This window comes from Blastopirellula sp. SH421 (assembly GCF_057808535.1).
This window is the reverse complement of record NZ_CM173712.1, coordinates 4,796,202-4,818,236: the sequence shown is the minus strand read 5'-3', so window position 1 is coordinate 4,818,236 and position 22,035 is coordinate 4,796,202. Positions and strand designations below refer to the sequence as shown.

Genomic DNA, 22,035 nt, shown 5'->3' with positions numbered 1-22,035 from the left:
ATTTAGAATAACGTCGGGGATTGCGGCTTGGTTCGTTTACGTGTCTTGGGCGATGCCGCCGGTGCTTCGATCGGCATCTCGTTGAGCGAGAGGACCGGAATCTGAGCCGAGATCGCTTGTGCTTTCTCGACCATCGACCGATGGCAGGTCAAAAACAAGATCTGGACCCGAGGATCAAAAGCTTGCAGCACAGCCAGCGTGCGGCTTTGTCGCTGATCGTCAAAGTTAACCAATATATCATCCATCACCACCGGCAAGATTTCGCTGCCGGCGGCATAGCTTTCGATATAGGCCAGACGGATCGCCAGGTAAAGTTGCTCACGCGTACCAGTGCTCAGTTCTTCCGCCGTTTTTGGCTTTCCTGATTGAGGAAGTACGATCAATGTTCCCAGTTCATCCAATTGGCGCTCGATTCCGACGTACTCGCCGCCGGTCATTTCGCGGAAGAGTCGCCCCACCGCTTCGAGCATGTCCCCTTGCGTCTTGGCCCGATGCTTGGCCACGGCGCGATCGATCAAGGCGCGCGCCAAGACCAGCGGCGCGTACTGGTCCACTTTCTCAAGCAGTTCTCCCTTTAAGCTCTCTAGCTCCGACGCAACGGCGATCGACTTGTCGGAGCCTTCTAGCGACTCTTGTGCCTGGCGTTTACGGCCGAGCAGTTCCTTTACCTCATCCAGTTGCTGATGCAGCTTGGCGACTTCGGCTTCGCTCTCATCACGACGCAATTGCACCTCGTCCAAGTCGGCTGCGGCCAGGGCTGCGGCAAACGCTTCGGCATCCTCGGATTGGCGGATGCCGGTCAGCTCGGCTTGCAACGTCCGAAGCTCGGTCTCCAAATCCGCCAGCTGACGCGCCTTGTGCGTCGCTTCTTCGAGACCGATATCGTCGGCGACGCCGGATGCGTCTCGCCAAGCGGCAAGCTGCGTCTCAATCGTTTGCTGTTGCGCTGCACACTCGGCGACTTGTTGGTGCAAGCGAGCAAGTTGCTTTTCGGCATGTTCTTTTTGGTGATTTGCGGCGGTCACCTCTTTCAGCCGCCGATCAAGTTCCAACGCCGCTGCTTCGGCCGACAACTCACTCGGCGGCAAGCCAGCCGCCGTCCAGCAGGCGGTCACCTCTTGCTGAAAGGTATCGATCCCGGCTTGCATATCCGCGACTCGCAACTGCAAACTGGCCGCCGAGTCGCGCATCCCCCGCACTGCGTCAATCCGCGAGAGCAAGTCGATAATGATCTGAGCATCCGAAGAGCCCAAATCGGGCGCGGCGGCCAGCAGCGTACGAATCGTTTCCATCGCCGCAAGTTGTCGCTCTTGCAACTGGTGACAAGCGTCAACGGCGGTGACGCGTGCAGTCTCTAACTTTTTCAGCTCGGCGGAAACTTGCGCATGTTCTTCACGCAACTTGGTCTCGGCGGCGACCGTTTGCTCCAACGCATCGACCGCAGTTGCAACGTCGCAGGCGGCATCAACTGCCGGCAACACGCTGCTGATTTGTTGAACCAGCGCGTGATTTGCCGTAGCGATCTCGGCCAGCGAAGTTTCAAGCGTCGCGATCCGATCTTCCAATTCGCGCCAACGACGAAACTTGTCGCACCAACTCAGCATATCACGGGGAGACTGCGGAGAGATCTCCAGTGGATTCCACAATGCGCGCCATTCTTCGTGAAGCGTCTGTTGATGCTGGTTGGCGGCTTGCGTCGCTTGTTGACACCGCACGATACGACGCGTTGTTAGATCAAGATCATCGGTCAATTTGTCGCGCCGCGCGTGCAACTCGGCTTGCTCCTGACGACGATCGGCCAGCTCGTCTGGCGTTTTCAACAGCTTATCAAAATGGGCCAGCTGCTCGGCGTTCGCGGAGCCAGCTTCGATTGAATCTTGAAGTTCGCGCCATGCAGCGTCTCGTTGCTCGCGTGCTTGTTCCAATTGTTCCCGAGGCACCAAAGCATGACGCTGATCCAGCAACTCAATCTCGGCCGCGCGATCTGCGTGCGACTCTTCCTCGGCCGCTTGCAGTCGCTGGGCTTCTTCGTACTTCCGTTCCGCTTGTTGGAAGCCTTCGGCAAATCGCTGAAGCTCGCCATCGACCGGCAGTTGTTTGACGTTCACCGCTGCATAGCCTGCGAAAGTCGCGACACTATTTTCCAGCGGTTTTGCTGTCGCCTGAAGTTGTTGCAGATCGCGGCGCAGGTCGGCTTCTTTCTCGACGCGGCGACTCCACGCGTTGGCCTCACGGACCAGCGGAGCAAACTCGACGTCACTCGTCGGCGGCAAATCGAGCAAGCGTTTCTCGACGCGTGCGCATTCTCGCTGCAGGCGTTGCGCGTCTTGCTCGTAGACCTTCAACTGGCTCCGCAAATCGCTTTCGGTCGCAGCGGCTTGCTCGACTTCTTTCCGCTGCGGGTGCGACAGGGTGAACTGCGACAGGGTCGCGACGCTCCAGTCAGGGTGCAGCTCTCGCATGGCGCGATCGGCGTCGGCCAACGCGGCAGCTTGCTCTTGCTGCCGGAGCGGAATGTGGCTGCGAAAGTTCCGAATCTCGCTGACCGTCTGCACCAAGCGATGGATCGTCTCTGCTTGGCGAATCAGATCTTCGCTGATCGCGGCGGCGCTCTCACTTTGCTCTTTGGTCATTAGCTCCAACTGCGAGCGATAGCGGGCCAGCTCTTCTTCCAGCGATTGCAGCTTGGTCCGCTGCACGCCAAACTTTTCGATCGCTTCGCGCGGAGGTTGTTTCTCCCCGGCGAGAGCGGCGATCTGTTCGCTCAAGAGCGTGATCTCGCGCCAGACGGGATAGGCTTTCTCGATTCGCTCCAGATGCTTGAGCCGCCGGAACGCTTCCTCATGTTGCTGATGCAACTGATCCCGGCGCTCGACCAGTTGGTCGAGATCACGGAGCATTTCGTCATAGTGAGCTGGCCGCAGCGGCGTGCTGCGCAGTCGCGTGCGAGCCTCGCGTAGTTGCGACAGCAACTCATTGATGCGCGGCTTGCGGCCTGTCGGCAGAAAGAGGGTATTACTTTCTGTCTCAAGCGTTTTCTTCAGCGTCTGCAATTGGCCGAGACCACCCAAGCTGCCGCCGTAGAGCGCCTCGTCCATGCTGGCCGCTTTCAACCCTGCTTCGCCGGAAGCAAGCTCGGTCAGCGAAAAGCCAAACAGTTGCTCGTACGAGGTTTGCGTCACTCCCCCCAACAAATCAAACCAAGCGGGCTCGTCAAAAGTGGCATCGCCGTTCACAAACTGCCCTGTTAGCGCCGACTTGTTTGATTTCGTCCGTCGAAACTCAAACGCTCGACCATCGGCTAGCGTCCCTTCCAATTCGACCGCCATCTTGCCGCCATCGGCGAACGCGTACGGGTTACGGACGCGGAAGCCAAAGATCGCTTCGCGGATCAGCTGCAACAGCGTGGACTTGCCTGCTTCGTTGGGACCGTAGATGATCTGTAGCCGATCGCCAAACTCAAAGCGGCGGCTGGTGAAGAGGCCGAAGTTCTCGGCCTGAATCGTCCGGATTTTCACGCGGCGCCCTCCAATCCCGTCAATAAGATTTGTTCCGCGGCGGCGAGCCATTCCTCCATGCGAGTCTGCGTATCGCGCTCGTCGCTGAGATCGGCTTGCGCCGAAATCAGCTTGTCAAACAGCGACTTTAACTCGGGTGACAAAGCAGCGAGCGCTTCGGGATCTTGCTGCAGCGCGGCAACCTCGCGGGAGAGTTCGCCCAATAGATCGGCCTCGCCGCGCGTCTGCCCGCTGCGCTGGGCGCTGGTCCGAATCTTGACTTTCTCGATACAAAACTCATCGCTGATTGTTGCGGCGGCGTCTCGCACTCGGCCGATCCAGTTTCCTTGTTTTAGCGGATCGTTCAACTCGGTATGCAGTTGGCAACGCCCCGTCAGGCGAACTCGAGCGACGGTAAAACGTCCTTCGTTCTGGTCATGCGCGGCGGAGAGTGCGTCCCGAATTTGTTCGTCCAATTGCTGGGCGTCGGCGTCCGAGGCAACGACAATGTCAATCTCGCTCCAGCGAAGCACGTCAGTCGGCTCAAATCGAACCTCTTCCAAGACGCCATCGGTCACCGATCCGACGAGACAACCTTTGGCCCCTTGTTCGCGAATATGACGCCCTTGCGTGTTGCCGCTGTAGGCGACATAGGGATGATCGCACAGCGGATCATTAGCACGTAGGTGAATATGCCCTAACGCCCAGTAGTCATATCCTTTGCCGCGAAGCGTTTCGATCGTCGTCGGTGCATACGGATCATGCTCGTCATAACCTTGCAGGCTGGTATGCAGCATCCCGATGTTAAAGTGCCCCGGGACGGCGCTCGGATAGCTGATCGTCAGGTCTTCCAGCACATCGGGCCGCGCAAACCCACGACCATGGATCGCAACTTTGACCTCGTCCAGCAAGACTGTCTCGGCTTGCTTGACCGAGAGTTCATTCACGTTGTCAGGCCAACGAATCGACTTTTGTAACTTGCTTTCGGCGTCGTGGTTTCCGCGAATGTAAAAGACGCGAATCCCCTGCGCGTCCAGGCGGCGAAACTGGGCGATTGTCCATTGACCGGTGCGCATGTCTTGCCATTGGCCGTCGAATAGATCTCCGGCAATCAGCATAAACGCGACCTCTTCACGAATCGCCAGGTCAACTAGCTTTTCAAACGCGGTTCGCGTCGCCAATTGCACGCGTTGCATCATCGCCGGATCGATGCGGCCCAGTCCTTGCAGCGGGCTATCAATATGTAGGTCGGCGGCGTGAATAAAACGAAAGCTCATGAGTTCACCTCTATGATCGTATCGATCGACGCAAAATAAAGCTGGCCGTTGACTGCTTTGTCGGACAAACGCCACATCTGTTGCACTGCGCGACGATAGGCGTTGACCTGCGGTCGATAGTAGGCGGCTCGCTCGGCAAGTGCGTCTGTATCTTCAGGCGATAGGCGATCGGTCTTGTAATCGATCACGTCGGCGGCAACCACTTCATCCCCATGCTTCCACAGGACCAAACGATCGATCGACCCGTTCTGGATTCCTCCGTCAACCGCAATTGCAAAAGTTTGCTCTTGGCGCACTTCTGCGGTTGCTTCGGCTGTGACCAACTTGGGACGCGGAGCCTTGTGGCGGTCAAGCAACTGTCGCAATTGGGGCTGCTCGATTGTTTTTTGGAAGCGAGAGAGCAAATGCTCGACGTTCAACGCATCTCCCACAATTGCTCGGGCAATCGCGCGAAAACGCTCTTCATTGAGCTCAAAATCATTGAGCCATTCGATCCGTTCAAGCCAGGCATGCGTCACCGAACCGAACAAACGCCCTGTCGAGTCAGTAGACTGCAATAGGTTCGCAACCTTCAGTCGCGGTCCTCCTTCCAGCTTCGACGGCGAGAGCGCTTCGCCGCGCTGCACCTTTGCCGGCGCCATCACAATCGGCAATCGTCGCGTTACGCCTGGCGTGCGATGCGCACGCCGCACATCGGTCGCTGTCAGATGGGCGAACCACTCGGGGTCTCCCATGGCAAAGACGACATCGTTACCTTGCGGTTGCCGCTTCACGTCCAGCGCTTCGGTCAGCAAGCCGGCCATGGTGCGTGGCGTCTTTCTTTCGCTCGCCGCAGGCGGTTTGATGATGACATGCATCGCGTGGACGGCGCGGGTGATCGCTACATATAGCACGCATAGCTCTTCGACCGCTTGCTGAGTACTGGCCCCGCGAAACATCTGCTGTAGTCGCGTGGGCAGCACCTTTTGCACATCCTGGTTGGCGTAGCGCACAATGCTGGTAACCGGCGCTAGGGGCGCAGCTCTTTCGATGACGAAGCTCGGCGAACGACCGGGGAAATCTTTATCCAGGTCCAGCAATACCACCACATCAAACTGCAAACCCTTGGCCTGATGGATCGTCATTACTCGGACCGCCGAAGCCTGAGGATCAGCGACACGCTGGGTCTCTACGAACTCAACAAAATCGCTGGTGCGCAAAGTCGTTTTCGATTGATAGGCATGCGCCAACCGAATCAATTGCTCGATCCGACGCCGTTCTCGCGAATTTCCGATTTCAACCAGCACCTGAGACCAGCGGCGAAGCATGACGCCGTAGCCGTTGATCAGCAGTTCGCTGCGCAGCGATTGGGCCAACTCAGACAGCTTCTGCGAAGACATGTACGGGGGCATTTCGATTGCGGCGGCCAAAGGACTGTGCTGCACATGGAACCGCGCGACGGTATCGGCCGGATGATCGATCCATTGCAATAGCGACATCAGCAATTGAACTGAAGCCGAATCGGTCAGCGTGCCGCCCCCTTCTTCGCTGGCGGTTACGCCACGCTGGCGCAGCTCAAAGATCAACTTTCGCACCGCGGCATTGGTGCGGACCAAGACGCCAACTTCGCTGCCGGGAGAATCCTCAAGACTGCGGCAGACGCGGTCGGCGGCGGCGCTAAATAACATCTCGTCGGCAGGATCGCCATCTTCGCCGTAAGGGGCTGTTTCGACGCTGACATAACCGGGTAAGTTGGTCTTGGCGGTCGAGTGATCGGCAAAGAGTTGTTGCCAACGCTTGACTCCATCTTCAAAGCGTTCGAGCGATGGATGACGATGCAGATTGCGAGCAACCAAGTTCACAAAATCGATCACGACGGGTGAAGATCGGAAACTGACCTTCAGTTCCGTCTCGTTCAGCTCGCCTAGCTCGGCGACCACTTCCTCAAAAATCTCAGCGACTCCGCCGCGCCAACCGTAGATTGCCTGCTTCACATCCCCGACGCAAAAGAAGCTGCCGAGCGGCTGGGTTGTCACACGCCGCGCAACCGGCCGTAAAACGCTCCACTGCGCTGGTGACGTATCTTGGAACTCGTCCAGCAGCAAATGATTGATATGGCCATCCATCCGGTAGGCGACGCGGGTGGGCGTGTCTGCGTCAGCTTGAAGCGACAAAAAGCGAGTCACGTCGTCAAAGCGATAGGCCTGAGATTGAAATTTCAAGCGGCGATAGATCGTGTCAAATCGATCGAGCAGTTGAAAGGCGCCTTCGGTCTGACGGACCAGCAAATTATAGGGTTCACACGCAGCGGCGGCGACCAACGTTTGATAGGCGCGGGCGACATCGGCCGGGATTTCGGCCCGATAATACTGTAGGTCATCTTCAATGACCTTTTTCGCCAATCCTTTTTCCAGGAATCCGCCGAAATCTCCGGCGTCAAAACGGTCCAGATCTTCGGTACGAGCCTTGGTCATCCGCTTATCGAGCGGCGCTTCGAGCAGCAGCTTTTTTGCGGCGTCGATCTCTTGAGCTTGCGGCGGCTTGCGTGTCTTGAGCGCCGTCCAAACGGCAGCCGGGGTTTCTTGAAACAGCCCATACAGCTGGCTAGCGGCATCCAACATCAACTGACTGACGCCGCGGGTCGTTTCGCCTTTGCTCATCAAGTGAACGATCTCTAGTACGAGCGCCGCTTCGTTGTCGCGCAGCAGCTCTTCAATCGCGTTGACGCGCAGCTCTGCGTCATCCACTTCGTCAGCAATCGACCAACCCGGTGGGAAGCCCATCTCGAAACTGAAACACTGGGCGACCTGGATAAAAAAACTGTCGAGCGTTTGCACTCGCAGGCGATGCAGTTGACGCGTCAGTTCGCGCAAGGTGGCGACGCACACCTGGGGAGTTACTGGCGCAGCTTCAAGAAAGCTATTGAGTTCGACCAGTTTTTGGGGGTCGCGGGCCGCTTCGGCCAGGCGAATCATAATGCGGTCGAGGATCTCACCGGCGGCTTTACGCGTAAACGTGGTCGCTAAGATTTCGGCCGGCGCGTCGCCTGCGGCCAACACGCCGAGAAACCGGTTAGAAAGCTGGAACGTTTTGCCTGATCCGGCCGAAGCACGAATCAACCGATGCTGGAACGGTCTCATCGAGAAACCTCCGCGGCGGACGCCAATGGTTCGACAGCCGGGAACCAGCGGCCTAGCACGCCGTCTTGGCAAATCCGAGAGAAGTCATCTTTCTGTCCCTTCACATCGGCCGGAGGCCAAAACTCGCCGTTCCGGATCTTCCGCACCACATCCATGATTACCTCTTCGGCTTGTTCAAAATCACCATCTTCCCAAGCTGCGGCGCGATACTTTACCTCCTCGCGTTTTGCCGGAAGCGTAAAATAGCCAACTTCAACATGGGGTCCGATCCCCAGTTCGCGGGCAATCATGCGGTAGAAGGGTAACTGCACGTTGAACCATTCCCGCTCTTCAAATTTACCTTTGTGATGATCGGCCTCTGGCTTCTTCGCCGTGTCAGATGTTTTGTAATCAACGACCGCCCAACGGTTGCTATCGGGATGATGGTCGATGCGATCAATCCGTCCTATCAAGCGAACCGGAACATCGTCGACTAATAACACCGGCTCGTGCTGGGCGTTGTCGGTTTCGGTACGCACAATTTTCCAACCTTCTGCGGCGCGACGAGCCTGGGCGGCTGCGAACCATTGCAGGCGCAGCCGTAATTGCTCGACTTGTATCCGGACCGCAGGCAGCACACGCGCGCCAAATTTTTCTCGCACTAGATCGCTGAGCGCTTGTTGCAAGCAGTCACGGATGGCCGCTTCGTCAATCGAATTGCGAAACTCGCTCCGTCCAAACGCTTCAAGCGAGTCATGCGCCAGATTGCCAAACTGGGCCGCGTCCAACTCGCGGGCACTGTCCGAATAAGATCGGAGTCGCAAGATCTTTTCAAGGTAGTATCGATACGGACAATACAGATAGCGGCGAATATCGCTGGCCGTGATTTTCTCAACCGGATAAGGGCCAGGTTCAGGCAGCGGAATCTCAATCGCTTGACGAAAGAGTTCGGTCTCGCCGGATTGATATTCTACTGCGCTGTTATTGATCGGCTCGGGATCACCAAACATTCGCTCGACGGCAACCGGCAGCGCCGTATCATCGCAGCCAAACAGCAACCGACTGGGCGCCAAAGGATCTCCGGCAGAAGTCCGCTTGGCGACGATCACATCCAGATCGCGGCGGCTGTTCATCAACAGCTCAAAGGCGTAAGCATCACGCGCCAAACGCCGCGAGTTATCTTCAATCCCCAGCCGTTCACGCAGCGAGTTGGGCAAGAACAAATCGCCGTTGGCCGAACTGGGCGTTAGACCATCATTGAAGCTCGTCAATATCAACGCTGGCGCGTCTCCTAAGGGCAATTCAAGCCAACCCAATAGTTCGATCACCCCATCGCGTGGTTCTTCAGGAATCAGTTCGGACCGCAGCAGACGCAGCAAAATGTCAATCGCTTCACTGGCCGAGAGCAGCGGTTGTAACGTGTCAGGGATTTCTTCCCAGGTCGCCAACGCCGTTTGAATCGCTTCGATCGGCAAATAGATCGAGCGATACTCGTCGCTCGCCGGCGTCAGTTCACGTTTTCCATAGATCAACTGCAGCAGTTCGTTGATTGGTTGACGCCAATCGACGAGCGGACAAATCGGTTGCGTCAACGGCAGCGCAATCCGATCCATTTGGGCCATCAAATCAGCGATAGTTTCGCCTTCTAGCTCTGTTGCGTCGAGCGCGTCACGCAGATGCTCGCCAAAGAAGAGATCGAGCGTTTCTAGCGGATCACGCTCGGCTTCGATCAATCGCCAAACATCGGGATGCCGCAGAGCTTCGGCCAATGTGGCGAAACTACGCCGGCGTAAATAGTCCGAAAATGTCCGCAGCAAGCGACAAGGGAGCGCCTCGCCGACTGCCGTGCCGGGCCCAAAGCGACTATCGAGCTGATGCGTGGCCAAGCGTTGCTTTAGTTCAGGGACAAGCGCCTCGTCCGGCACGCCGATCACTACTTCTTCTGGCGCATAGCGACCGGCGAAGTTGGCCAGACAAGCGACCACTTGCTCTGACTGATCCGCAGGTCCTTCGACCAGATAAATGCGCTGGGGATCAACCACGGCGCGGCGATCGGACCAAGCCTCGGGACGCAGGCAACCATGCGCGTCAAACAAATCAGTCAGATCGACAGGTGCAGCGATCAACGTCGAGATCTCGGCGCCGTGCGCAGCTGCCTGATCAAGCATCGATCGCAAAGTTTGATTCAAGTCGACGGCGCCGATCAGCACGATCTTTTGCGTGCAGCGACATTCGTTATACTGCAGCGCAAAAAGCCTCGCTGTTTCTTTATCCCATACGCCGCTCCGATCAAGTCGTGACAAGTAATCTTGCTGCAGCAGCGCGAGGGTTTGCCAACGATCGAGCTCGGCGAATTCTGGGATCTCTTTGGCGCGCTCAGCGACGGCGGCGAAGTCCAGCTTTTCGCTCGCCAATTCGCGATGGGTTTTGCGAATGATCTCGCCATATTCGCGCCATTGCGGCAGATCGTCTGTCGCCGGCGGAAAAGGAATCAGATGCTTCAATTGTCGCGTATTGAATAAACGCAACGTTTCAGCCCAGGCCAATTGTTGCGTTAACTGACTGGCGAAGGGGCGCTTTTGCTCGTACAGCAGCTCAGGCGTTTGGCCAACGCCACACAATAGCGGAGGAACCAGCGAAGCCTGCTCAGCTTCTGCCCGCTCGACCAGCAGATCGCGTAATCGACGTCCCGCCTGACCGCCGGGCAGGATCAAAGCGTACTCGCTGAGATCCAGCAAAGGTCCGTCGCGCCGGGCCAAAGCAATCAGATGATCGGCCGCCGAAATCAGCGCAGGGCGATCCCAGCCGAGAAAATATCGCGCTAAGTCGGTCGGTCGTCCTGACATGGCTCGCCTTTGCTCTGAAAACGCTCAAGATACCCGCACCAGGTGCAGCGGAAAAGCCGCAGTGCTTTTCCTCTCGGGTGAGCGTAGCGCCAGCGAGTGACACGTTTGGTCACTCGCGCAGAACCTATCAGACGAATAAAAATGGCTTTCGCTCGCAGTTTCTCGACGAAACTGCGAGCGAAAGCCATTTTTCTGATCTTTTTTTGGGGCCGGTTCTAGGGGGGACAACTAGCGGACTAGTTCGTCGTAAACTGCGGCCGTTCCGGCGGCCATACTGCGGTCCGAGAAAGAATCACGCTGTCTCTGGAGCGCTGCGAGACGTAGTTCGGACCAGCTGATTTCGCCAGAAATGAGAGACAAGATTTTTTTGGTCAAATCCTCGGAGTCACCTGGGGCGACGAGCAGACCATCCACGCCAGGCTGAATTGCTTCGCAAACCCCTTCGACGTCGGACGCGATCACCGGCACGCCGGCCGCCATCGCTTCTAGCACGACCATCGGCAGTCCTTCACCAAAGAGACTCGGCAGTACAAATAAGTCCATCGCAAATAACTCGCGATTGACATCCTGAGTAAAGCCAATCCAATCGATGGCGTCGGTCAGTTGTAGATTTTTGACCAGCGTCTCAATTTCGCGCTGATACTCTGGAGTCTCAAAGGGCCCCACCGCACGCAACCGGACGGCATGTCCTAGGTTGCGCAAATTGGCCAGCGCTTGCAGCAAAACTTCGATTCCCTTCCGCGGGCGAAAGAGGGCCACGCAGCCGAGGATCCAAGCGCCGGTCGGAACTTGGTGAGGGGGAACTTCGGTCAGCGACGGCACGCCGTTGTGGACGACGCGGATTTTGTTGGCGGCGACTTTCAACTCAATGAGGTGCCGGTTCAAACTGTGAGAGACCGTAATCAAACGATCGGCGCGGACCATTGCCTGTGATTCAACCTGTTGATTTACCCAATTATTCCAGCGGCGAGTCGAATCTCGCGCAGTCGGACTATGAACATGATAGACGAATTTTGTTTTGCTTCCTCGCACGGCCAGCATCGCCAATAGCGCAGTTCGCGGCGTGTGGGCATGGACGATTTCGTAGCCTTCCGCTTCCAGGAGTCGCGCGACGTCGCGCGCTCGCCAAAGATCGAAGCGATGCCGCATCGCCAAATCAATGACGCGGCACTTTTCGGCTCGCCGTGACGTCAGGAACTTTCCCGGTTTTACGCAGGCAAAATCGGCCTGATAGCCAAACTCCGGCAGGCGCAGTCCCAGCAGATCTTGCACGCGTTCGGCGCCTGAGTAGTGCTCGCCGTTGATCAGATGCAGGACTTTTACCGGACGAACTTCTGCAATGGGCGCAGCAGAAACCGGCGGTGCAGCAACGGAAGCAGCGGTGTGCAGGTTGTCAGCCGAAGCCGCAGAAAGGTGGCCGTCCATCAACGAAAGTCCCGGTAGAAGTTTATGGTCCACCGAAATATAGGACTCTGGCGGCGCGGAGCGCGGCGATTCTCACGATTCTCTGGTTGTAACGATTATCGGGGCGTGAACCGGACTATGACCACAAGCCCATGACGCTCTGGATTAATTCCGGCGCCTTCGCATAGGCCAAATATCCGCCGGCGATCAGCATCCCTAGAGCCGAGATCCACAGACACACATCCCAAAGCTTGCCGGGTGCGATTCGCTGGTCACAGCGGTAGTAGCGAAAGTAAAGCGCGGCGGCCGAGAGCATCGGTAACATGATGGCCTGCATCATCCCGCTGAAGATCACCAAGATAGTTGGATGGGGATAGACGATGTAAATCACCACGCATAGTAGCGGAAAAAAGCCGCACAAAAACTTGACGCCGCCGCGGTAGGTCGCGTCTCCCTGACCGAGCAGCCCAAAGATTTGCAGCCCATCGGCATTCACCCGAGCGTGGCAAGCGTTGGCCACAAAAAACGTCGAGTACAGCACGGCAAACGCGCCAAACAAAAAGAGAGGCGGCGCATACGAGCCGAAGACTGGTTCGTACATCACGCTCAGCGAGCGGATCATCTCGGAACTTTCCGGTATCAACTTGATCCGTCCCAAGATGGCGGCGCCAAGCAAATAAAAGGCGATTGTCGCGAAGGTGTAGACGATCATCGAACACCACGCGTCATAACACATCACTCGCATCCAGCCCGAGGCGCGATGTCCCCACTCAGGCGTATCATCTCGCGGCCCGGTGAACCGAGCATACCCCTTTTCGAGGCACCAATAGGGATAGGCGATCAACTCTGTCGCGCCGACGCCGATGATGCCAAATGTCGCTAGTGCGGTTAGCAGCGGCGAAACGCCGATCGCTTCGTTGATCGGCGTAAAGCGAAAGCTGAGCCCCCGCAGAAACTCTTGCGGCGTAACCGCCCAATCGGGATTTAGCTGCAGCGCTAACAAATTGCCGACGGTCACCAGCGTAAAAGAGGCGACCAGCACCGTCGAGATTGTTTCGATAAAGCGGTACCGTCCGACCAACAACAAAATTGAGGTCACCACCCCTAGCACGGCAGCCCAAATTTCGTCGTCGATTGGCTCAATGTTTTGCTGGATCGCTTTTAATTCGGTTTTTTGTTGGGCCAGTTTGGTCCGCAATGCGCCGGCAGATGCACTTTCAGGCGAATAGTTCAGCAGATCTTGGTTGGCTGCCTGAATGCCGCGACGCAGCGCCAGATAGCGAGCTCCTTGCTCGTCGATTTTTCCTTCCAACTGCGCCAAAATCGATTGCTGGGCCGCTTTTTCTGCTGGCTTGTCACGATCGGCCGCTCGACTGATCAATGTTTCGGCGACGCGAATCCGCATTTGCAGATCGCCAAACTCGTTGTAGTAGCGTCCTTTTTCGGTTAGCGGCAGTCCCATCTGCAGCGACTGGCCCACACCGCCGACGATACCGCCCAATTGAGCAATGCTCGCGGCGGTCATGATAAACCAGTAGATCATCAACCAGTTGACCCGTGCCGGCGTTACTAGGCGATACGAGATTGCCGGGCCCGGCACTTCGTTCATGCCGTATAGCGCCGTATTGCCGCTGAAAATGGTGTAGCGGCCAAACTCGACCTGGACAAAGACCTTGATCACGCAGCCAATCATGATCAGCCAGAGAAGCCAAAAGCCTGCTTCGGCGCCAGCTTTGGTGGTTGCGATCAACTCGCCGGAGCCGACGATCGATCCAGCCACGATCAGGCCCGGCCCAATCCGCCGCAAAATAGCGATCAACGAAGTCGGGGGCGTTTCGAGACGAAGCAAATCCTCTTCCAGTTGCGGAGAGGAGTCCGGAGGCGTGGTACTCAAGCGGGGCTAACTTCAGAAGACGCGATTCATGAGGTGACCACCGCGCGCAAAGATTTGCCGCGGTTGCGAACCTACGAGACTAACGCATTCGCCCAGCTTTGGGAAGAATAAAATACAGCACGGCTATATTACGGCTGTGAACTTTCCACTTCGTAATACTCTTCGTCGATCATCATTTCGGAATCGACGGTTTCTAGTACGGTGGTCGATTCGCCGCCGCTAGTAGTGGACGAGACCGGGCTAAACGCTGAGCCGGCTCGATGTCCGTAAGCATGCGCTTCGTCGTAGACCGCATAGCAATAATCGTTGGGATGAGCGCACATCGTGCACCCAAGGCCGGCGCTGATGGATGACGCAGCCAACAGGATGGCGAGCAATTTTTTCATTGCGGTATTTCCACGAATCTAAACTGGCGAACGAGACGTAAGCGAGAGACGTCCTTACCAACTCGATCGGCAGTTTCCGATTCTGGAAATTAGAGAACTTATGCCGGTTGTACCGATTTTTCGGAATTATCCGGCTCTCGTGCGAGGGCTATGCCGCTTGACGATTGCCGCGCAGCGCCGCCCAGGGGATCAGGTCGGCCCAGTTCGGGAGCATTACGGAAGCCGGGATCGGCGCATGACGGCCGATTGCTAGCGTTAGCCAACCGGCCTTGGCCGCCGCCGACAACACGCGGGGGTCGGCGCTTTGCAGGACGCAGACCGAGTCCCCAATTTGCGTACGAAGTCGCTGATACGTCAGTACATCGGCGCCGCCGGAGCCCAATTGCCAGCTGGTGACTACTTGGTCAAACGCTTTGGTCCAAGCATGCTCGCGTGAGCGGGGATCGACCGTTTGCGTCGTTTCCCACAGCGTGATCAGTTGCACCCCATATTGGCGAACGCGTTCTAGGATCTGCAAGATATCGGCGGACGGTTTGCCGCCGAACTCGAGTTCTGGAAACTTCCGCGACGCGGCGCGCCACAGCTCGTCAACGTGCCCGTTGGAGAGACCCTTGGAGCGCAGATACTCTTTCATCGATTCCCAGTAAGGTCGCTCGCCGCTCCAAATGGCGGGTAAATAGTGCAATGTCCACTGGGCGAAAAACGCAGAGAAGTCTGCGTCCTCGCGCTGAGGCCCCACCAATTGATACAGCCAGCGCTGGCCGACGGTTGCGTCAAACAGCGTGTTTTTGGGATCGATGACGATTGTTAACCGACTTGATAAGCCGGCGCCGGCAGTGACGATCCACTCGTCGGCGTACCCATCTCTATCTTCCATCGCGGCGACTCCATTCGCTGCGTTTGAAAAATTCGCCGGCCTTAACCATGCCAGGCGAAGATCTGCGGGCAACCGTGCCAAGCCGTGTGTAGCGGCGCTGGCAAGGTCTAGCCGACTTGATTCATCGTCTCCATCCGCTGACGCAGATGAGGCGATTCGCGAATGAATCGAACGACATCCTGCCATTCGAGGTCATGCGAACGCATCGCATCCACAATTGCTAATGAGTGTTCCCAGTCTTCTTCTTCTGTGACCGACAACCGGACGTCGGCACATTCCAGTTCGCTCGGAACCGACAGAAGTTGCTGCGGGAACCAATCCGGGCGCGTCGAGAGCGACCGACTAATGTCTTCTCTTTCAGCCGCATCCGTCACAATTTCGTCTGCTTTTAAGATCGCTTTGGCACGATACCATTCGGCGAACAGACCTACCGGCGAAGCGACAGCCGCACATCCATCCTGACGACGATAAGCGACGTAATCGCACTTCTCATACATTTCGGCAGTCGTCAGCAAGCGATCAATCAGGGCCGGGTCGATAAACGGAGTTTCGACAGGGATCCGAATCACGCCGCGCGGTTGGTATTCGCGCACCGCATCGGCAAAACGTCCCAACGAATCGTGTTTGCGGCTGATATGAACCGGCGTATCGCTGGGAATCAGCGGCAGAATAGCGTTGGTGTCAAGATCGTCAGAAAGGACGACCATCACGCCGTCAACGTGCGCTTCGCTGACGCGGCGAATCATCCATTCCACCAGCGGTTTGCCGGCGATCGAGCGTTGAGCCAAGCGAGCGGGAACAATCCGACTTCGTCCAGCAGCATTCATGCTGTTTTGTTGGATGGTATCAATCTGCAGAATGGCAAGATTCTTCAGCATTACGGCGTCCTTGTAGCGTTTGCCGGCTTAGAAATTGAAATCTTTGTCGTCCCCGTAGTTAGTGTAGCAGTCTCGCTAAAAGAGGGTCAAGAGAGACAAAATGCCTACATCTCGAGTGGCATTCCGAGGACTTCGTAGATTCGAGCGTCTTTCAGCGTATCGGCGACAAATTGAGCGCCTGTAAAATCGTGATGCCGACTATGGTCACCGGGTGTCGCGACGACGAACGCGCCCGCAGCAATCGCAGCGCGACTGCCGGTATGGCTATCTTCCAGCACCAGCATCCGCTCGGGGGCGATCCCCAGCTTCTCGGCCGCCAGCAAATAGATTTCGGGGTTGGGCTTTCCGTTTTCGACGTCGCTCCCGCACAGCAGAAATTGGAGCCGCGGCAAGATGCCGAATCCTCCTAAAATACGCTCCGCCATCGGTCTGCCAGAGCTGGTCGCTACTGCTTTGGGGATTTCGGCCTGCTCAAGTGCGTTGAGCAGCGCTAGCAGTCCCGGCATCGGGGCGAGATGCTCGTCCAAGATTTTCTCAAAGATCGCGTCGGATTCAGCGGCTAGAATCTGGGGAGTCTCTTCCAGCTCGTGCCACTCAATCATGATGCGAAATGCATCCCGACTGGGACGCCCCATCATCGCATTGGTGAGCTCTTGTGTTAATGCGTGCCCGCGCCGCTTCAATAATTCGTGGGATACCTGGGGATATAAGAGTTCGGTATTAAACATGAGCCCATCCATGTCAAAGACGACGGCCTCAATCGTACTTTGTGCGCGCGAACTCATGCTATTTACGTTGCTCCTATCCGATGATCCTGCGCCACAGTTTGGCGTCTCTGGAGCCATTGTGAACTCTGCCGTCCAGGGAATACAGGGGAGTCCCGCCGCAGAGCGGAGTTGTGCGTAATCGCGAGAATGCTAGAATTCAGGGCTTGAGGCGGCGTAACGTCGTTAAGACAGCAACGGGGATGTGGCGAAATTGGCAGACGCGCTAGATTTAGGTTCTAGTTCCTAACGGAGTGCAGGTTCGATTCCTGTCATCCCCATTTTGCATTGGCTGGAGAAATCTCTCCAGCCTTTTTTTGTGCTCGGCTCCAAAAGTCGCGAACCCCGCCGAATTTTAGTCAAAAGAAATATTCTTTCCTCAATTAATCTTAACGACTAATGCCCCCCACTTCTAATTGAGGGGTTGCCGGCATCTTCCGGGGGGAGGTTGATAGCTGCTTGCACTTTCTACATAATATGCAAGATTAGAACTAAACGTATAAGGTCGTAAAACCTTGTTAGCTCGCTTCGGCGCTTTCGCTAGTTGAGCTCATATTTACCCCCCCCTCATTAGACATCACACGATTCGGAGCTTCTCTACCATGGCGAAAAAAGCTGCCGCCAGCAAAGGCAACAAAGCAAGTGCGATTCGCAAGTATAAATCAGAAAACCCGTCAGCTGGACCGTCTGCAATTTCTGATGCGCTGAAAAAGCAAATGCCCAGCGTCACCCCGCAGTATGTCAGCACGATTCTTTCGATGGACAAGCGAAAAAGCGGCGCGACCAAGAGCGGCGCGCTGACCGTTGACGATTTGTTGCTAACCAAAGAATTTGTAGAACAAATCGGCGGAATTGCGCGTGCCAAAGATGCGATCGAAAAGCTGGTTAAGCTGACCTAAGCGTCAGCTCCGGCGCAGCACAATCGAATCTTATCGCGATGCGTCATTCGACGCATCGCGATCGCTGACGCGTAGCTGCATCAATTGCTTTTGCGCGACAATTCGAACATCAGCATCTACATCATGCGCCAATTCGACAAGCCACATTTGTCGCTCAAAGCCGGCTGCGACTGAAAGTTCTTTCGCTAGACGCAGGCGTTCTTCGACACGAGGGCTCGTTAAACGGCGAGCCAGCTGTAATTCAAACGGTTGAAAACGCCGGCTGATGAGTTCTTTTTCCGCCTGCTCGACAATTTCGGGGCGCGAATCATGCAGCCAATGCATCACCTCGATATCGGCTAAATTTTTTAGCTCCTGCGGCGGATTAGGGCGTGCCGATTCAGGAAGCAATCCAGGTGTCGCCCCAACAGAGCCTGCAAACCCGGAGGGTTCTCGGCTCTCCCCCTGCGGATCGATTGGCTTGCTGGTCAAAGCCGCCGCCGTTGGGAATTCGCTTGGCGGCCGCAAGGTGCTAGCCACTTTAGCGTGGGGATTTTCGGCCGCTACCGGTAGGTAACCTCCCGGCGCTGCAGCGACTGCTGCTGGCGTCTGGTATTCAAACAGTGTCGATTTTTGTTCCGTTGGATTGATCATCGCCAGCGCAGAAACCAAAGGACGGGTTGTTTCGCGCGCTTCGGCTGTCGCCGCATGTCGGAGGATCTGGTCGATCGCGGCGTCAAACTGCGGCGCCTGGCCCGGCTCAAGTCCGAGGTTCCACGTGGCCACATCCTCGGCCATGGTGACGGCCGCTTGGCGCGCAGTCGGCGTTAGCTGGTCCCATTGTGCTTCTAACAGGATGGCGATTTGGATCGCTTCTTGTCGAAAACGGAGCGCCGCTTGATTGCGCCAGCCATTTTGCTTTTGCTTTATCACATGGCTAGCAGCCAGCGCTAAAGGGGCATTGCTACTATTCAGCGCACGAATCAGGTCCTGCTCTGGATTTTTCGAGACTACCAAATAACGCTGCAAGTAGAACTCGACTTCATCGTCCGGCGCTTGCGCTAGCTCTGCTTCGCAATGCGACTGAAGATATGCAGTGCTGATATAAGAAACCGCGCAAACTATCCCAATCGCTGCGATTAACAGCGAGACGAGTCGTCTCCAGTTGGATAAAAATGGAATCATTCGTCGGCCTGATAAGAACCCCAAGGAGCGACGATGATATCGGGGCCGCCGCTGGCGACAAGGGCGAATCATTGCGAGCGTAGCTAGCATTCGGCCGGGAATCGTTAGGACAGGAGAGTTTGACTGAGGAATCCCCCCTCCCTGAACCGATTTACCATCAGGATCGAAACAGCTTAACAGTCGGCGAAGTCGACCTGCTTCCGGGGGACGTATGACGCGCAGAGTCCGAGATGCCCATCGCATCGCGAACCATAGATATGTACGTGCGGGACGTTGGCTCGCGGCAATTGCCGTGATGATCGGTTTCGCCAATATCGTTTTGGCACAAGAAACTAAGCCCTATCCCAATGAAACGGTCGCTTTCAATCGAAGCGAACGAGAAGCCGCGATTCGCGAAATCCCGTTCGACAAATTGACCGTTCCAGCGCGAGATGGCATCCGTGATGTGATCACTAATCCCAGCATCTTTCGCCGTCTGCCGGTTCAGGTGATCGATTGTGACCCTGATCTGTACTTGTTAATGATTCGCTATCCCGAAATTCTCGTCAACATTTGGCGTTTGATGGGGATAACCAACGTCGCCGTCGAACGCACCGGGCAATTCTCGTTTCACGCCCAAGATGGCGCAGGAACGGTAAGCGATGTCGAGTTGGTCTATGGTAATCGTGATACCCATATCATGATCGCCAACGGCTACTATGAAGGCCCGCTTGCGCCAGGCAAAGTGGACGCGAAATGCGTGCTGGTGCTGAAGTCAGGTTACGCTCCGGCCGATCTCAACAGAACATTTGTCTCGAATCAATTGGACGTTTTCGTCAAATTTGATAACAAAGGAGCTGATCTACTGGCTCGCACTTTGCATCCGCTGATCGGCAAGACGACCGACGCCAACTTCGCCGAGACGACCGCGTTCCTTGGCAAGATCTCGAAAAGCTCTGAAGACAACATCGCCGGCATGCAAAGTTTGTCGCAGAAGCTGACGCAAATTGATCCAGCCCTACGTGATCAATTTGTCCAGGCGACCACCCGTGTCTACCAGCGCAGCCAAGAGGCGCAGCGACAGCAAATGTCCAACCAGTCAGGCGCTGCAGCTCGCGAGACCTTGATCGAAGAAGCGCCGCGTGCTTTTGTCGCTGAACAAGACAACGGCATACGTCCTCTCTCGGCCGAATCGACCACAGGCACGACAGTCGTACCGGTTGAAATTGCCGGACCGTTCCCACGCAAGCGAACGGCCGCCCTGCGTCGATAACGGCAAAGTAGTTGGCAGAAAATAGAGCAACGTCTGATGATGTAAATCCAGCGTTGAGGCTCAGCGCGGCGGGATACTTATGCCCGGCACGCAATAATTTGTGCCGGGCTACTTCCATTTGACGCAAGGTTATCAGGTGTACTGAACGTCTGAAAATTGTTCGACGTTCAAGAGTCTCTCTGCTTGCTACTTACAAAGCGTCTTGGCGACTTCGACCAAGGTGCGGACGCCAAACCCCGAGGCTCCCCCGTCCATCCAGGGTTTCGCTTTTTCGAGAAACGCGGGGCCGGCGATGTCTATGTGAGTCCAAGGGGTTCCTTCGACAAATTCTTCGAGGAACTTGGCGGCGGTGATTGCTCCGCCCCAGCGGCCTTCGCCGATGTTCTTGATGTCAGCGACCTGGCTTTTGATCTGATCGCCAAACTCTGGGTACATCGGCAGCGGCCACATTGGTTCGCCCATTCGCTTGGCGGCCTCAAAGATCATGTCTTGCATCGGCTCGTCGTTGGTCATCAGTCCGGCAACATCGAGACCCAACGCAACAACACAGGCTCCGGTCAAGGTCGCCAGATCGATAATGCGAGTCGGTTTTTCGTCGAGCGCGACGTTCAGCACGTCGGCCAGGACCAGACGCCCTTCTGCGTCGGTATTGAGCACTTCGATCGTCTTGCCGCTGCGTGCAGTCAACACATCGCCCAGCTTGAAGCTATTGCCGGCGACCATGTTTTCGACCAAACCGACTAGGCCAACAACGTTGAGCGGCAGCTTGAGCGCGGCAATCGCTTTGATCGCGCCTAGGACTGTCGCGGCGCCGGCCATGTCGCACTTCATGGTTTTCATGCCGTCGCTTGGTTTGAGCGAAAGCCCGCCGGAGTCAAACGTCACCCCTTTGCCGACCAACGCCAGCGGAGATTCGCCCAGCTTGCCACCGTTGTAGCGAATGATGACCAAGCGCGCATCCCGCGGAGAAGCCTGTGCAACGGCCAACAGCGAACCGCAACGCTCGGCTTCGAGCTTGGCTTTGTCCCAGACTTCGATCGACAAGTTGTAATCCTCGGCGACGACCGCCGCGGCTTCGGCAAAGGTGGCCGGGTACATGTCGGCGGCGGGACGATTGACTAGCATGCGGGTCAGGTTGATCGCGTTGCCGTAGGCGGCGCCTTTTTCGATAGTCGCTTCATCAATGCCGTACCAGAAGATTTCATCAGGCGTGGTGAGCGCCTTTTCTTTACGGTAAAGGTCCTGGCCGTGCATCCCGATGCAAAGGCCGGCGATTGCTTGTTCTGAAAGCTCGGAAGGCCAAAAGTCATCCAGAAAGAAGCCAACTTTCTTGCGTTTTTTGCTGGCTACCATTTTGGCGGCAGTTGCGGCGGCGCCATAGACAGTTTCGGCGTTGAGATCGGCTTTGGCGCCCAAGCCGATGACGATCACTTCGATGGTCGGAACGCCGGCCGGCGCAAGGATGCGGGTTGCTTCGTATCGTTTGCCGGTGATCTCGCCGGCCGCTTTCAATCGTTCTATCGCGCCACTGATCGCTGGGTCCAACTGTTCGGCGGTGGGGGACAAGCCATCGGAATAGGCGCCCACGATGATGGCGTCTCCGTCGAAATCCTGAACCGGCTGTTTTGTAGGTTGAATCTTCATTGCGGCAATCTTTCAAAGCGAAGAAAACAGATCGAGAAGCGATTTTCCTGCGTCCAGTTTAATGCGCTGCGTCTGGTCGTCACAGGAGCCCCGGCTGTTATCAGGTCGATTAACCGCTACGATTGCGGTCGGTTGTCACAAGCGGCGCAAATACG

Annotated in this window: 14 protein-coding genes and 1 tRNA gene; 3 read left to right on the top strand and 12 right to left on the bottom strand. The window is 56.5% G+C overall.

Annotated features, from left to right (window positions below):
• Positions 1 to 2: 2 nt before the first annotated feature.
• From SH421x_RS19500 to SH421x_RS19455, 10 genes are all read right to left on the bottom strand, one after another.
• Positions 3 to 3,518, bottom strand: a complete 3,516-nt coding sequence (locus SH421x_RS19500) for an AAA family ATPase (RefSeq protein WP_488851639.1) — start codon at positions 3,516 to 3,518, stop codon at positions 3 to 5.
• Entirely contained in the window at positions 3,515 to 4,774 is a 1,260-nt protein-coding gene (locus SH421x_RS19495) for a metallophosphoesterase family protein (protein ID WP_488851637.1), read from the bottom strand. Before SH421x_RS19495 ends, SH421x_RS19500 begins: the two co-directional genes overlap by 4 nt.
• Positions 4,771 to 7,893 carry a UvrD-helicase domain-containing protein gene (locus SH421x_RS19490; protein WP_488851635.1) on the bottom strand — a complete coding sequence of 1,041 codons (3,123 nt, stop codon included), beginning with the start codon at positions 7,891 to 7,893 and terminating at the stop codon, positions 4,771 to 4,773. Before SH421x_RS19490 ends, SH421x_RS19495 begins: the two co-directional genes overlap by 4 nt.
• Positions 7,890 to 10,718 (bottom strand): PD-(D/E)XK nuclease family protein, encoded by a 2,829-nt coding sequence (locus SH421x_RS19485; RefSeq protein ID WP_488851633.1) that lies wholly within the window; start codon positions 10,716 to 10,718, stop codon positions 7,890 to 7,892. Before SH421x_RS19485 ends, SH421x_RS19490 begins: the two co-directional genes overlap by 4 nt.
• Before the next feature lie 228 nt (positions 10,719 to 10,946).
• On the bottom strand, positions 10,947 to 12,143 hold the full coding sequence (locus tag SH421x_RS19480; protein ID WP_488851631.1) for a glycosyltransferase: 1,197 nt from the start codon (positions 12,141 to 12,143) through the stop codon (positions 10,947 to 10,949).
• 115 nt (positions 12,144 to 12,258) lie between these two features.
• Positions 12,259 to 14,016, bottom strand: coding sequence for an Nramp family divalent metal transporter (locus SH421x_RS19475; protein WP_488851629.1), 1,758 nt, complete (start codon positions 14,014 to 14,016; stop codon positions 12,259 to 12,261).
• A gap of 128 nt (positions 14,017 to 14,144) precedes the next feature.
• Positions 14,145 to 14,402, bottom strand: coding sequence for a hypothetical protein (locus SH421x_RS19470; protein ID WP_488851627.1), 258 nt, complete (start codon positions 14,400 to 14,402; stop codon positions 14,145 to 14,147).
• A 148-nt stretch (positions 14,403 to 14,550) separates the two neighbouring features.
• A complete protein-coding gene (locus tag SH421x_RS19465; RefSeq protein WP_488851625.1) occupies positions 14,551 to 15,279 on the bottom strand; it encodes a hypothetical protein in 729 nt (242 codons plus the stop codon).
• A gap of 107 nt (positions 15,280 to 15,386) precedes the next feature.
• The gene (locus tag SH421x_RS19460; RefSeq protein WP_488851624.1) at positions 15,387 to 16,157 is read right to left on the bottom strand and encodes an NTP transferase domain-containing protein; all 771 of its coding nucleotides are present in this window, start codon (positions 16,155 to 16,157) and stop codon (positions 15,387 to 15,389) included.
• 104 nt (positions 16,158 to 16,261) lie between these two features.
• Positions 16,262 to 16,942: an HAD family hydrolase gene (locus SH421x_RS19455; RefSeq protein WP_488851622.1), complete on the bottom strand. Its 681-nt coding sequence runs from the start codon at positions 16,940 to 16,942 to the stop codon at positions 16,262 to 16,264.
• A gap of 178 nt (positions 16,943 to 17,120) precedes the next feature.
• Between SH421x_RS19455 and SH421x_RS19450 the strand changes: the two genes are divergently transcribed.
• Positions 17,121 to 17,202: transfer RNA gene (locus tag SH421x_RS19450), tRNA-Leu, on the top strand.
• Between the two features lie 321 nt (positions 17,203 to 17,523).
• Positions 17,524 to 17,820: a hypothetical protein gene (locus SH421x_RS19445; protein WP_488851621.1), complete on the top strand. Its 297-nt coding sequence runs from the start codon at positions 17,524 to 17,526 to the stop codon at positions 17,818 to 17,820.
• 30 nt (positions 17,821 to 17,850) lie between these two features.
• On the opposite strand, the gene SH421x_RS19440 is transcribed toward SH421x_RS19445, so the two are convergent.
• Positions 17,851 to 18,984, bottom strand: a complete 1,134-nt coding sequence (locus tag SH421x_RS19440; protein ID WP_488851619.1) for a hypothetical protein — start codon at positions 18,982 to 18,984, stop codon at positions 17,851 to 17,853.
• A 211-nt stretch (positions 18,985 to 19,195) separates the two neighbouring features.
• Here SH421x_RS19440 and SH421x_RS19435 point away from each other — a divergent pair, with 211 nt between their 5' ends.
• A complete protein-coding gene (locus SH421x_RS19435; RefSeq protein WP_488851617.1) occupies positions 19,196 to 20,236 on the top strand; it encodes a hypothetical protein in 1,041 nt (346 codons plus the stop codon).
• 186 nt (positions 20,237 to 20,422) lie between these two features.
• On the opposite strand, the gene SH421x_RS19430 is transcribed toward SH421x_RS19435, so the two are convergent.
• Positions 20,423 to 21,880, bottom strand: coding sequence for a leucyl aminopeptidase (locus SH421x_RS19430; protein WP_488851615.1), 1,458 nt, complete (start codon positions 21,878 to 21,880; stop codon positions 20,423 to 20,425).
• Positions 21,881 to 22,035: the final 155 nt, after the last annotated feature.